This window comes from Aeromonas sp. FDAARGOS 1408, assembly GCF_019048665.1.
GTDB lineage: Bacteria > Pseudomonadota > Gammaproteobacteria > Enterobacterales > Aeromonadaceae > Aeromonas > Aeromonas dhakensis.
The window spans coordinates 2278031-2291963 of sequence record NZ_CP077394.1 but is presented as its reverse complement, the minus strand read 5'-3'; the positions used below and the strand labels follow the sequence as shown (position 1 = coordinate 2291963).

General features: G+C 61.9%; 10 protein-coding genes. 9 read left to right on the top strand and 1 reads right to left on the bottom strand.

Annotated elements, in window-relative coordinates; all coding sequences use genetic code 11:
• Positions 1 to 226: 226 nt before the first annotated feature.
• From I6L38_RS10520 to I6L38_RS10505, 4 genes are all read left to right on the top strand, one after another.
• A complete protein-coding gene (locus I6L38_RS10520) occupies positions 227 to 1852 on the top strand; it encodes an MCR-3-related phosphoethanolamine--lipid A transferase (protein ID WP_216989534.1) in 1626 nt (541 codons plus the stop codon).
• A 477-nt stretch (positions 1853 to 2329) separates the two neighbouring features.
• Complete coding sequence (gene mprF / locus I6L38_RS10515; protein ID WP_216989533.1) at positions 2330 to 4879, top strand: bifunctional lysylphosphatidylglycerol flippase/synthetase MprF; 2550 nt, start codon at positions 2330 to 2332, stop codon at positions 4877 to 4879.
• A gap of 9 nt (positions 4880 to 4888) precedes the next feature.
• Positions 4889 to 5575, top strand: coding sequence for an AcvB/VirJ family lysyl-phosphatidylglycerol hydrolase (locus I6L38_RS10510; RefSeq protein ID WP_216989532.1), 687 nt, complete (start codon positions 4889 to 4891; stop codon positions 5573 to 5575).
• A gap of 157 nt (positions 5576 to 5732) precedes the next feature.
• Positions 5733 to 7286 carry a PAS domain-containing methyl-accepting chemotaxis protein gene (locus tag I6L38_RS10505; RefSeq protein WP_187268442.1) on the top strand — a complete coding sequence of 518 codons (1554 nt, stop codon included), beginning with the start codon at positions 5733 to 5735 and terminating at the stop codon, positions 7284 to 7286.
• 64 nt (positions 7287 to 7350) lie between these two features.
• On the opposite strand, the gene I6L38_RS10500 is transcribed toward I6L38_RS10505, so the two are convergent.
• Positions 7351 to 8934: a GGDEF domain-containing protein gene (locus I6L38_RS10500; protein WP_216989531.1), complete on the bottom strand. Its 1584-nt coding sequence runs from the start codon at positions 8932 to 8934 to the stop codon at positions 7351 to 7353.
• Between the two features lie 86 nt (positions 8935 to 9020).
• Between I6L38_RS10500 and I6L38_RS10495 the strand changes: the two genes are divergently transcribed.
• The 5 genes from I6L38_RS10495 (at position 9021) to I6L38_RS10475 (ending at position 13897) form a co-directional block, all read left to right on the top strand.
• Entirely contained in the window at positions 9021 to 9680 is a 660-nt protein-coding gene (locus I6L38_RS10495; protein WP_216989530.1) for a TIGR01621 family pseudouridine synthase, read from the top strand.
• The gene (locus I6L38_RS10490) at positions 9677 to 10345 is read left to right on the top strand and encodes an HAD family hydrolase (RefSeq protein WP_216989529.1); all 669 of its coding nucleotides are present in this window, start codon (positions 9677 to 9679) and stop codon (positions 10343 to 10345) included. The genes I6L38_RS10495 and I6L38_RS10490 overlap by 4 nt, the downstream gene beginning before the upstream one ends.
• Before the next feature lie 236 nt (positions 10346 to 10581).
• A complete protein-coding gene (gene hppD / locus I6L38_RS10485) occupies positions 10582 to 11679 on the top strand; it encodes a 4-hydroxyphenylpyruvate dioxygenase (RefSeq protein WP_005302356.1) in 1098 nt (365 codons plus the stop codon).
• A gap of 47 nt (positions 11680 to 11726) precedes the next feature.
• Positions 11727 to 12887 (top strand): homogentisate 1,2-dioxygenase, encoded by a 1161-nt coding sequence (locus I6L38_RS10480; protein WP_011706477.1) that lies wholly within the window; start codon positions 11727 to 11729, stop codon positions 12885 to 12887.
• 11 nt (positions 12888 to 12898) lie between these two features.
• Positions 12899 to 13897, top strand: coding sequence for a fumarylacetoacetate hydrolase family protein (locus I6L38_RS10475; protein ID WP_216989528.1), 999 nt, complete (start codon positions 12899 to 12901; stop codon positions 13895 to 13897).
• The last annotated feature ends 36 nt before the right edge of the window (positions 13898 to 13933 follow it).

Below are 13933 nucleotides of genomic sequence, written 5' to 3'. Positions count from 1 at the left end.
TTTGTGCGGCCAAATAACACGGGTATCTTAATTTTTCCTTAAGTATCGTCGGCTAGGCTGTCGGTTTGCTGATGATTGTTGATATAAATCACATTATTGATGATATTTGAAAATAGTATATTTGGTGTTTTCAGCACGCTGTTACTATCCGGCGCCAAATATCGGCGTGTCGACTCTGGCTCGGCTATTTCGATGTGTAATAAAGAAGCGTAACAGGGAGATATGCATGCCTTCTTTTCTTAGAATAAGAATTGTTCCATTTATTTTGTTGTTGGCATTTATCTTTGCTTTCTTGCTCAACTGGCCAGTTCTGCTGCATTTTTATGAGATATTGACGCAGCTTGAGCATTTTAAAATCGGGTTTGCCATCTCCATTCCCATCGTATTGGTTGCGGCATTGAACTTTGTATTCATGCCATTCTCTGTGCGTTATTTCATCAAGCCTTTCTTTGCCTTTCTGTTTATCACCGGTGCCATTGCCAGCTACACCATGATGAAATACAAGGTGCTGTTTGATGGCGACATGATCCAGAACATCTTTGAGACCAACCAGAGCGAGGCTTACTCCTACCTGAGCGTGCCCATCGTGGTCTGGGTATTGCTGGCCGGGGTGCTGCCGGCGGTGCTGCTGTTCTTCGTCAAGATAGAGTATCCGGCCAAATGGTATCAGGGCCTGTTGCAGCGCGGGCTCTCCATGCTGGTCTCGCTGGTGGTACTGGGGCTCATCGCCGCGGCCTACTATCAGGACTATGCCTCGGTCGGGCGCAACAACCAGACCCTGAACCGGGAGATCACGCCGGCCAACTACATGTACAGCACCACCAAGTATCTCTACAAACGCTATCTGGCGGAGCCGGTGCCGTTCCAGCGCATGGGTGACGACGCCAAGCGGGTGGCTGGCAAGGACAAGCCGACCATGATGTTCCTGGTGGTGGGGGAGACTGCGCGCGGCAAGAACTTCTCCATGAACGGCTATCACAAGGAGACCAACCCCTTCACCAGCAAGCAGGCGGGGATCATCTCCTTCAATGACGTGCGCTCCTGCGGCACGGCGACGGCTGTCTCGGTTCCCTGCATGTTCTCCAACATGGGGCGCAACCAGTTCGACGGCAACCAGGCCCGCAACAGCGAAGGGCTGCTGGATGTGCTGCAAAAGAGCGGTATCTCCATCTTCTGGAAGGAGAATGACGGCGGCTGCAAGGGGGTGTGCGATCGGGTGCCGAACATGGTGGTGAAGCCCAAGGAGCACCCCAAGTTCTGCGACAAGAACACCTGCTATGACGAGGTGGTGCTGGAGGGGCTGGACGACGAGCTGGCCGGCATGAAGGGGGACAAGCTGGTGGGCTTCCACCTCATCGGCAGCCATGGCCCGACCTATTACAAGCGTTATCCGGGATCGCATCGCCATTTCCTGCCGGATTGCCAGCGCAGCGATATCGAAAACTGCACCGATCAGGAGCTGGAGAATACCTACGACAACACCATTCGCTACACCGATTTTGTGATTGCCAGCATGATCGAACGGCTGAAAAAATATGAAGACAAATACAACACGGCGCTGATCTATATTTCCGATCATGGTGAGTCACTGGGGGCATTGGGGCTCTATCTGCACGGCACCCCTTACAAGTTTGCACCGGATGATCAGACCCGGGTGCCCATGCAGGTATGGATGTCGCCCGGTTTCTCCAAAGAGAAAGGGATGAACCTCGATTGTCTGCAGCAGAAGGCTGCCAATACCCGTTATTCCCACGACAACCTGTTCTCGTCCATGCTGGGGATCTGGGATGTGAATACGGCGGTATATGACCAGCAGCTGGATATCTTCAGCCAGTGTCGCAGCGTGCAGTAACGCCATATTGAGATAAAGGGGAGCCTGGCTCCCCTTTTTATTTAGGCTCAGTCTATTGATGAGCCATGAGCGGCTTGCCAACCTGACCAGATGGGTCGGGTAAACCCTGTTATCTGGTGTATGATGTCTCTGCTCATTAATTGTACGGCGCGCCCACGGGATGTGGCGGGGCTGACCGTCAGGGTAAGCGGTGAATTAATCTGCCGGCAGCTGAGTAATTTTATTTCTAGAGCAAGGCTCGTCTTTTGCAAAAAAGTCGATATAAAGTGGGATGCCATGCTGGGCGGGAGCATTTTCCGGGCAGCCAGGGCCAAACCGGCCATGTCATCCGTGCCGACCGTTCGCCGCCCATGGCCCATAAAACATCTATTTGAAGGCCAAGGCACGAAGGAGTGCGAGCTGCGTTTCTCGCTGCCAGTGGCCACGTTCAGCAACGTGACGCGCATGGCCATGGCCTCGCGTCGGTAGGGATCGGCAATGCGGCGTCATCTGTTTATCTGGTTAGGCCCGTTATGTAGCTTGTTGTTGTTGGGGGCGGCGCTGGCCGTGCTCTATCGTTTGACTCACCTCTGGCACTGGCACGACATCCGGCTGGCCATCTGGTCTTTGCCGCTGCCGCTGCTGGGCGGTGCCCTGTTGCTGACCCTGCTCAGCTATGCCTGCCTCTGCTGCTACGACATGCTGGCAGTGCACGCCCTCGGCAAGCGGCTGCCCTGGCAGCAGGTGGGGGTCACCTCGTTCATCGCCTACACCTTCTCCAACACCCTGGGTTTCGCCCTGCTGACCGGCTCGTCGGTGCGCTATCGCATCTACTCGTCGTTGGGGCTCGGCACCGGAGAAGTGGCCAGGATCATCGTCTTCTGCTCGGTGACCTTCTTCCTCGGCCTGCTGGCCTGGGGGGGTACGGCCCTGCTGGTGGGGCAGGCCACCACCTTGCTGCCGGACTGGCCGCTGTGGGCCGATCAGCTGCTTAACGTGGCGGGCGCTCTGGCGCTCTTGGCGGTGCTTGGCTATCTGTTCTGGCCAAAGCCTGCGCTGGTCTGGCGTGGTCACGAGCTGGTGTTGCCGGTATTCAGAACCCGGCTGCTGCAACTGCTGGTGGCGCTGCTGGACTGGATGGCCGCCGCCGCCGTGCTCTATGTGCTGCTGCCGGCGGACAGCGTCTCCTATCCGGTGCTGCTCAGTGCCTTCGTGCTGGCCAGCTTCCTCGGGGTGCTGGCCCATGTGCCCGGCGGGATCGGGGTATTCGAGGCGAGCATGAGCCTGCTGCTGGCCAAATATCTGCCGGTGGACAAGCTGCTGGCCTCCTTGCTGCTCTATCGCTGCATCTACTATGTGCTGCCTTTCCTGTGTGCTCTGCTGCTGTTCACCAGCCAGGAGCTGTTGCAGCAGAAGGCGCGCTGGAGCCGCCTGCAGGGCATCATGACCGCGGTGCGCGAGTTCCTGCCGGCGCTGATCAGCCTGGGAGCGTTCGCGGCGGGCAGCCTGCTGCTCTGCTCGGGGATGATCCCCACCATGCGCGGGCGCATCGAGATGTTCCTGCAGGTATTGCCGCTGCACCTGCTGGAGCTCTCCCATGTGCTTGGCAGCGTCAGCGGCGTGCTGCTGATCCTGCTGGCCCGCAGCCTCTACCGGCGCCACGATGCGGCGTTTCGCATCACCCAGTTGCTGCTGGGGCTGGGGATGATCTTCTCTCTGCTCAAGGGGTTCGACTGGGAGTCGTCCCTGCTGCTCGGGCTGTTTCTGCTCATCATCACTCCCTGCCGCTCACTGTTCTATCGCAAGGGCTCCCTGCTGCACGCCCAGTTCACTCCGGGCTGGCTCATCTCGGTGGGGGCCGTGCTGCTGGGGGCGCTCTGGCTGCTGCTCTTCTCCTACCGTCAGGTGGAATATGACCACGCCCTCTGGTTCCACTTCTCGCCCCATGGCGCCGCCTCTCGCGGGCTGCGGGCCATGGGCAGCGTGGTGGCCGTGCTGGCCGTGGTCGGGGTAGCCCAGCTGCTGGCGCCGCTGCGGGTCTCCGGGCGCAAGCCGGGGCCGGAGGAGCTGGCCCGTGCCCATGCCCTGGTGCTGCGCGAGGGGGGCGGTCATGGCTACCTGGCCCAGCTTGGCGACAAGTCGCTGCTGTTTCATCCCGGCGGCGAGGCGTTTTTGATGTACGGCGTCGAGGGCAATGGCTGGATCGTGATGGGGGATCCCATCGGTCAGCCTGAGCTTATCGAGGAGCTGCTCTGGCAGTTTCGCGAGCTGTGCGATCAGCACGATGCCAGCCCGGTGTTCTACCAGGTGTCGGCCCGCTACCTGCCGCTCTATCTCGAGCTGGGGCTGATCCCGTTCAAGCTGGGGGAGGAGGCCATCGTCGATCTGGCGGCCTTCGAGCTGGCCGGCAGCCGGCTGCGAAACCTGCGCCAGAGTCATGCCAAGGGCAAGCGGGAGGGGTTGTCGTTCGAGGTGGTGGCGCCTGAATGTGTGCCTGCACTGTTGCCACGCCTCAAAGAGGTGTCGGACACCTGGCTGCAGAGCAAGCAGGGCAAGGAGAAGGGCTTCTCGGTGGGCAGTTTCGAGCCGGCCTATCTCAGTCTGAGCCCGGCCGCCCTGGTGTGGCACGAGGGGCAGATCGTCGGCTTTGCCAACCTCTGGGTCAGCGACAACAAGGAGAGCCTCTCCATCGACCTGATGCGCTACAGCCTGGACACGGGCACGGCGCCCATCATGGACTTCCTGTTCGTCGAGCTGCTGCTGTGGGGCAAGGCCGAGGGCTATGCCACTTTCAACCTTGGCATGGCGCCCATGTCCGGTTTCAACGATCACCCCCTGAGCGGCTACTGGACCCGGCTTGGCAATACCATCTTCACCCGGGGCAGCCGTTTCTACAATTTCCAGGGGCTCAGACGCTACAAGGAGAAGTTCTCGCCGGACTGGGAGCCGCGCTACCTGCTCTGTACCAGCAAGCTGGTGCTGCCGAGGGTGCTGACCAACCTGATATCTCTGATCAGCCGAGGCCCGTTCGGGCTCATCAAAAAATAGGAGTCGGCCATGAAAATCCTGTTATTGCTGCTGGCGTGCTGCGCCTTTTCGCTCTCTGCCGCGTCGGTGAAAGAGGAGTTGGGGCTGGTGGAGCTGCCGGTGGCGCAAGCCTCAAGCGCCCCCATGGTGGTGTTCATGAGCGGTGACGGCGGCTGGGCGGCGCTGGACAAGGGGCTCAGTGCCCAGTTGCAGCAGCACGGCATGCCGGTGGTGGGCTGGAGCTCGCTCACCTACTACTGGAAGAAGAAGGATCCAGAGCAGGTCACCGCCGATCTGGTGCGGATCCTGGATGATTACCAGTCCCGCTGGGGGCGCCAGCGCTGGCTGCTGGTGGGCTTTTCCTTCGGTGCCGAGATAGTGCCCTTCGTCATCAATCGATTGCCCGAAGCTTATCGCAAGAGCCTGATAGGGGCCGTGATGCTCTCCCCCTCGACCGCCTCCGACTTCGAGATCCATGTCAGCGACATGGTGACCCACGACAAGGCGGGCAGCTATCCCACCCAGCCCGAGGTCAACGCCATCCACACCCTGCCAATGCTCTGCGTGCAGGGGGCGGATGACGACTCGCCGGTACTGCTCTGTCCCCGTCTGCAGCAGCCCAACGTGACCACGGTGACCCTGCCCGGTTCGCACCATTTCGAGGATGACTACCCGGTGCTGTTCAAGGCCATTGCCAGCCATCTGTCACTGCAATAAATATCGCGCAAAGGCAGGAAATATTGATTTGAATCAATGATTATTTCCTGCCGACCCGATCCGTTTTCACTCCGTCAGAATCTTTTTGAATTGACCTTTACAGGTGCTGATTGCTTCCCAACACTCTACTGAGCAACAGCGTAAAAGTGGGGGCTACATGCGCGAACAAAAAGGCCATCTTGTTGATCAGGAAGTGGATTTCGCAGCTGATGAACAGCTGGTGTCCACCACGGATCTGCGGGGCGTGATCACCTACGCCAATGACAACTTCTGCCGGGTCGCCGGTTACAGCCGGACCGAGCTGGTGGGGCAGCACCACAACATGGTGCGCCATCCCGACATGCCCAAGGCGGCATTTGCCGACTTGTGGGGCAAACTCAAGCAGGGCCAGCCATGGCGCGGCATGGTGAAGAACCGCTGCCAGGACGGTCGCTATTACTGGGTGGATGCCTACGTCACCCCCATCTTCGAGCAGGGCAAGATCAGCGGCTACCAGTCGGTGCGCTGCCGCGCCGATCCGCAGATGAAGCAGATCGCTGCCCGTACCTATGCGCGGCTGCGGGCGGCGGAGCAGGGCGGTGGCAAGCCCAGGATTTCGCTGGCGCGGCTGCGCCACGGGATAGCCGTGGCCGGGTTGCTGGCGCTGGGCTGGCTCGGCACCGTGCAACTGGGCGGCTGGGCCGCGCTTTACATGGCGCTGCCGCTGATCTTGCTGGGGCTGCTCTATCGCCACGAACTCATCACCACTCCCCGTTACCTGCAGCAACTGGCCGGCGAGTACGACAGCCTGACCCGGCTCATCTACTCGGGGCAGGAGCCAAGCGCCATCGCCGACTTCCACATCAAGCTGCTGCAGGCCCGTATACGCACCGTGCTTGGCCGGGTGGATGATGCCACTCACGCCTTGCAGGATCTGGCGGTACATCTGAAGAGCGCCTCCAGCGAGGCCAGCTCGGACATCGCCGAGCAGGATGCCCAGACCCAGCAGATGGCGGCTGCCATCACCGAGATGGCGAGTACGGCCCAGGAGATCGCCCGCAACATCCAGGATACCAACAGCCAGATTGCCGAAGCCAAGGCTCACTGCCAGCACACGGATCAGCAGTTGATCGAGACCGAGCACAAGATCACCGATCTGGCGAAGGAGGCGGAGCACGCCTTTGCCTCGGCGGTAGCGCTGGCCAGCGAGTCGGATCGTATCGGGGTGCTGATGGGGGAAATCCAGGGCATCGCCGATCAGACCAACCTGCTGGCGCTCAACGCCGCCATCGAGGCAGCCCGGGCCGGCGAACAGGGGCGCGGTTTTGCGGTGGTGGCGGACGAGGTGCGCACCTTGTCTACCCGCACCCACAAGGCGACCGAACAGATCCAGAGCAGCATCGGCCAGATCCAGCGCACCCTGAACGGCTGGAAGGGGATGATGCAGAACAACCTGCAACAGACCCAGGCCTGCGTAGAGATGACGCGAATGGGGTCGGACAGCCTGCATCAGGTGCTGGCGGAGATCGAGCTGGTGATGGACTTCTCGGCCCAGATCTCGGCGGCGGCGGAACAGCAGCAGGCGGTGGTGGAAGACATCAGCCAGAACGTCAACCTCATCTCCCAGCACTCCCATGCCAACAGCAGCAAGATGCAGGATGTGGACGAGTCGAGCGAGATCCTGCTGACCAAGGCCAGACAGCTCAAATCCCTGGGGCAGACCTTCGGCTAGCCGCCGCTGCTATCCATACAACAAGGCCACCTGCGGGTGGCCTTGTGCTGTCGGGGACTTGGGGTCAGCCTGGGGGCGCTGCCAGCGGAGCACCCTTGTCTTGGTACATGGCGCGATCGGCCTGGATCAGCCACTGTTCCGCGCGCCAGCCCGGCTGGTACTGGCTGATGCCGACGCTGATGCCGACCGCCAGCGGGACTCCTTCCACCTCGAATGGCGACTGCATGGTGACCCTGATCTGCTCGGCGATGGCGTCGGCCTGCGTCTGATCATGGCCCGGCAACAGCAGCACGAACTCGTCGCCGGCCAGCCTGGCGAAGAAGTGCAGTGGCCCGAGGCTGCGGCTGATCCGCTCCGCCAGCTGGCAGAGGAGGGCATCGCCGTGGCTGTGGCCGAAGTTGTCGTTGACCTGTTTGAAGTCGTCGAGATCGCAAAACAGCAGGCAGCCGGGGGCCGGGCCCTTGACCTGGGCATCGAGCCGCTCCATCAGGCTCAGCCGATTGGGCAGGCCGGTGAGCGGGTCGCGGCGGGCCAGCTGCCAGATCTCCTCCTCCCGCTGGCGGCGCAAAGCGATTTCGCGATTGAGCCGCTGGTTGCACATCAATAGATAGAGGGCGAGCAGCAGGATCAGCACGCTGGCCGCCAGGCTCAGCAGGAACCATGGACGCCAGAAGATCCACTGCTCGGAAGGGGCCTGATAGATAAATTCGTGCAAGGAGACCGGCTTGGACACCAGCCCGATCTCGACCAGCTGCTGCATGATGTGGGCCATGCGATCGGGATTCATATACCCGATCTCCACATAGAGCGGCTGGATCATCTCCTTGCTTACCTGTAGCTCGTACTCCATGTGGGCCTGACTGCGGTTGACGCCATATTCCTTGCGCAGCAGGGCGATGGCCTCCTGCGGGTGGGCCAGGGCGTAGCGCCAGCCGGCCAGGCTGGCGGCCCGAAAGCGGGCCACCCGATCCGGATGGGTGCGCTCCTGCACCTGGGTGGTGAACAGGATGTCGCTGTAGAAATCGATGCCGTAGTTGCGCGGATTGATGACGGAGACGGGGATGCCGCGCTCTTCCAGATAGAAGGGCTCGTTGCTGAGGTAGGCGTTGAAGATGTCGACCCGGCCTTCGATGAGATCCTCGATGTTGACCGAGGTGGGCAGCGGGATGAGTTGACGCTCGCTCAGCCCCTGGTAGAAGAGGGTGGCCAGCAGTTCGGCGTCCTGATGGGCCGAAAACATCATGATCCGTTTGCCACGCATGTCATCAACGGTGAGAATGCCGCTGTCACGGCGAGCCAGAAAGATGGACGGGGAGTGCTGATAGACGCTGGCAAGCGCCAACAGCGGCTGGCCGCTGGCGTAACTGGTCAGTACCTCGGTGTTGCCGACCCCGAAGTCGGCCCGCCCGCTCAGCACCTCTTCTACCGGACTGACGTCCTTGCCGCCGGGCCGTATCTCGACATCCAGCCCAGCACTGGCATAAAAGCCCTTGGCCTTGGCCATGTGATAGCCAACGAACTGGGGCTGATGCAGCCAGCGCAGCTGGAGTACGACCCGCTCCGGCGCCTCAAGATTGGATTCGCTGGCCCGCAGGGGAACAGCATGACTGATGCCAATCAGCAGCAGCCAAAGCAAGTATCTCTTCATCCGTGCGAGTCTTGTTCTGAGTGTTCATGGGGTGCGACCCCGCAGGGTCATGTTCTTGTAATGAAAAATATTCTAAAGGGTTATTGATGTACCGGATACTAGCGCAGCACAAAGATTTCATGGTTATCAACAAGGGGCCCGGGCTTGGCATGCATGACGAGACCGACGAGGTTGGCCTGCTCCATCCGGGGCTGGTCAGCCGGGTCAAGGCCGACACCGGTATGCAGCTCTATCCGGTGCATCGGCTCGACAAGATGACCTCCGGGCTGGTGCTCTTGGCGCACACCACCGAGGCCAACCGTGCCCTCAGCATGGCCTTTGCCGCGCGGGAAGTGAGCAAGCAGTATCTGGCCCTCTCCGATCGCAAGCCCAAGAAGAAGCAGGGCTGGGTGAAGGGGGACATGCAGAAGGGGCGGGGCGGCAGCTGGATGCTGACCCGCACACTCGACAACCCCGCCATCAGCTGGTTCGACTCCGTGTCGGTACGCGAGGGGCTGCGCCTTTATCGCATCAAGCCTCAAACCGGCAAGACCCACCAGATCCGGGTGGCCTTGAAGAGCGTGGGGGCGCCCATCCTCGGGGATGAGCGCTACGGCGGCACGGCGGCCGATCGCGGCTATCTGCACGCCTGGCGCCTCGCGTTCACCCTGGCGGGGGAGGCGTTCGACTTCGTTTGCCCGCCCGACGAAGGCACGCTGTTTGTGCTGCCCGAGCTGCACGCCGCCATTTCGGGGCTGGCCGAATGAAGGGGGTGACAGTGCCAGGCGTGTCGGATCTGCCCGCCAGCGGCTGGATCCTGGCGGATTTTGACGACACCCTGGCGCCGGATGACAGCCATGCCGGGCTGCTGCGTTTCATCCTGCGCCGCCGCATCTGGCCGCTGCTGCTGTGGCCTGTGATGGCGCTGGGCGGGCTGGTCTATCTGCTGCCAAGCCAGCGTCGGCGCGGCATTTCACTGATCTGGTGGGCCATCACCCTGGGGCTGTCGCCGCTAGGGTGGCGACGCCTGGTACGGGCTTATTGCCGCACGAGACCTGGGCTGTTTCAGGAGGCGCGCGCCCTGCTGCTGGCCGAAGGGCAGCGCTGCTGGGTGCTCTCCGCCAGCCCCCGCGCCCTGGTGCGGGGTCAGCTCCATCAGCAGCTGCCCGGCCAGCTGCCCCATCGTATTCTGGGCTCGCGGATGCACTATCGCCTCGGCGGCCTGATGCCACGTTTTTACTGTCACGGCCGCCACAAGATCCTGCCCGGGATCCAGGCCCTCAGCGCCACCCTGGCCCTGAGCGACAGCCTGCACGACTTGCCACTGCTGGCAGAGGGGCAGGCGGCCTGGCTCATCAACCCCACCCCGGCGCGGCTGCAACGAGCGCGGCAGTCACTGCCCCGCATCGAGCCCAGATACTGGTCCCTGTAAGGCAAAACTGACAGCCTTGTGGGTCGCCACCGAGCGTGCCACAAGGCTGCGGCTTAAATGTCACAATCTATTTACATCTTTTAGCGCCGCCCCCCGCCAAACTATCTGAACGCCGCCTCTTTTCTTCCGCTACGCCCCTGCCTCTAATGAAACAAGTTGTTAACAATGCCGGGGCAGCTGCCCGCAGCGCCCCGGTGTGACCCGTTTCGTTATCAGTCAATCGCAAGGAGCGCATCATGACGACCACTTCTTCTGCCCGTACTCACACCATCAACCCGCTCGGTACCGATGGTTTCGAATTCGTCGAGTACACGGCGCCCGATGCCAAGGGCATTGCCGCCCTCAAGGCGCTGTTCGTCTCGCTGGGCTTTGCCGAGGTGGCCAAGCACAAGCACAAGCAGTGCTGGCTCTATCGTCAGGGGGACATCAACTTCGTGGTCAATGCCGAGCCCCACTCCCAGGCCGAGCAGTTTGCCAGCCTGCACGGGCCGAGTGTCTGCGGCATGGCGTTTCGGGTGAGCGATGCCGGCAAGGCCCAGCAGTACGCCATCGCCAAGGGCGCCAAGCCGTTCGTCGGCAAGATTGGCCCCATGGAGCTCAACATCCCCGCCATCTACGGCATCGGCGAGAGCACCCTCTCCTTTGTCGACCGCTACGGCGACAAGGGCTCCATCTATGATGTGGATTTCGTCTTCTATCCCGACTGGCAGGCGCGCATGGCCGAGGTGGATGCAGGGCTGTATGAGATTGACCACCTGACCCACAACGTGCAGCGCGGCAACATGGATGTCTGGTCCAATTTCTACGAGCGGATCGGCAACTTTCGCGAAATCCGCTACTTCGACATCGAGGGCAAGCTGACCGGGCTCCATTCCCGCGCCATGACCGCCCCTTGCGGCAAGATTCGCATTCCCATCAACGAATCCTCCGACGACAAGTCCCAGATTGAAGAGTACCTGCGTCAGTACAAGGGGGAGGGGATCCAGCACATCGCCATGGCGTCGAGCGACATCTACCACACCATCCGTACCCTGCGCGGCCGTGGCACCGGCTTCATGCCGACCCCGGACACCTACTACGAGAAGGTGGACAGCCGGGTCGAGGGGCACCAGGAGGATCTGGCGGCGCTCAAAGAGCTGCGCATCCTGATCGACGGCTCCCCCACCAAGGATGGCATCCTGCTGCAGATCTTCACCGATACAGTGATCGGCCCGGTGTTCTTCGAGATCATCCAGCGCAAGGGCAATGAAGGCTTTGGCGAGGGCAACTTCCAGGCACTGTTCGAATCCATCGAGCTGGATCAGATCCGCCGCGGGGTGCTCAATGATGCGTAACGAACGCCGCCACGCGCAGGTTGTCGGTCAGGCAAGGGAGGTTGGCAATGCGTAACTGGATTAACTTTCCCCACCGGGAGGGGACCCACTCCCGTCAGGCTCATGCCGACCTGCCCGAGCAGGCCATCTATGAGCGTGAACTGGGCCGCTCCGGCTTTTTCGGGCCGGCCACCCACATGCACCACAAGCATGCCCCCACCGACTGGGTCAACTGGGAGGGGCCGCTGCGCCCGCGCCTGTTCGATCTCAACGCCCTCGGCGAGGAGGTGAGTTCCCTCTCCCCCTGGGTGATGCCGGATATTCTGAGCAACCCCCACTGCCGCTACCGCATCTGGCGCCTGCATGAGCCCATGCCGTTTCTGGTGCGCAACGCCGATGGCGACGAGCTCCTGTTCATCCACGAGGGGAGCGGCGAGTTCTATTGCGACTACGGTCACCTGACCCTGCGTGATGGCGACTACCTGGTGATCCCCCGCGGCACCATGTGGCGCATCGAGCCGACGGCGCCCCTGTTCATCCTGATGATCGAGGCGACCAACGACAGCTACCAGCTGCCGGACAAGGGGCTGGTGGGCAATCACGCCATCTTCGATCCCGCAGCGCTGGACGTACCGGCCATCAACGAGCGCTTCCTGGCCCAGCAGGATGAGAACCCCTGGTCGCTGCAGGTGAAGCGTCACAACCAGGTCTCGGTCATCACCTGGCCGTTCAATCCGCTGGATGCGCAAGGGTGGCACGGGGATCTCTGTGTGGTGCGCCTCAACTGGCGGGACATCCGCCCGCTGATGAGTCACCGCTACCACCTGCCGCCCTCGGCCCACTCCACCTTCGTGGCGAGCCGGTTCGTGGTCTGCACCTTCGTGCCGCGCCCCATCGAGAGCGATCCCGGCGCCCTCAAGGTGCCCTTCTACCACAGCAACGACGACTACGACGAGGTGCTCTTCTACCACGCCGGGGATTTCTTCAGCCGGGACAACATCGAGCGAGGCATGGTCACCTTCCATCCCGCCGGTTTTACCCACGGCCCCCATCCCAAGGCGTTTGCGGCGGGTCAGGCCTACGCCAAGAAGTTCACCGACGAGGTGGCGGTGATGCTCGATACCCGCGATGCGCTCAACGTTGGCAGCCTGTGTGACGGGGTGGAAAACCCGCGTTACGTCACCAGCTGGTTGCGCCCGGAACTCACGCCAGCCACGAACGGCAAATAAAAGGAATCCCTATGAAACTGGCAACCCTGAACAATGGCAAGCGGGACGGCGCCCTGGTGGTGGTGAGTCGCGATCTGAGCCGCGCGGTGCGCGTGCCGCAGCTGGCCGCCACCCTGCAGGCGGCCCTCGACGAGTGGGCCGAACTTGCGCCCAAACTGACCGCCGTCTATCAGCAGCTCAACGATGGCGCCTGCGCCGACGCCTTCCCGTTCGACGAGACGGCCTGTCTCTCCCCGCTGCCGCGCGCCTACCAGTGGGCCGACGGCAGCGCCTATGTCAACCATGTGGAGCTGGTGCGCAAGGCCCGCGGCGCCGAGATGCCTGCAAGCTTCTGGCACGATCCCCTGATGTATCAGGGGGGCTCGGACAGCTTCCTGCCGCCGCGGGGTTCCATCCCGATGGGGTCGGAGGAGTGGGGCATCGATTTCGAGTCGGAGATCGCCGTCATCACCGATGACGTGCCGATGGGCACCAGCCCGCAGGCGGCTGCCGGCCACATCAAGCTGCTGATGCTGGTCAACGACGTGAGCCTGCGCAACCTCATCCCGGGGGAGCTGGCCAAAGGCTTTGGCTTCTTCCAGTCCAAGCCCTCCAGCAGTTTCTCGCCGCTGGCCATCACCCCGGACGAGCTGGGGGATGACTGGCGCGACGGCAAGGTGCACCTGCCCCTCGAAACCCACCTCAACGGCGCCCTGTTCGGGGCCCCCGACGCCGGGGTGGACATGACCTTCAACTTTTATGAGCTGATCGCCCATGCCGCCAAGACCCGGCCGCTCGGGGCGGGCTGCATCATCGGCTCGGGGACTGTCTCCAACTACGACCGAAGCCGCGGCTCATCCTGCCTCGCCGAGCTGCGAATGCTGGAAATTATCGAGTCAGGTCAAGCCACTACACCCTTTCTGCGCTTTGGTGATACAGTGTCCATCGCGATGCAGGATCGCAACGGGATGAGTCTGTTTGGCACCATTTTGCAGCGGGTCACGCCGGCAGAGGCCAGTCAGACGAAGTGAAGGGGCCGGCATGGACACGTGGCCGACGGGTGAGCG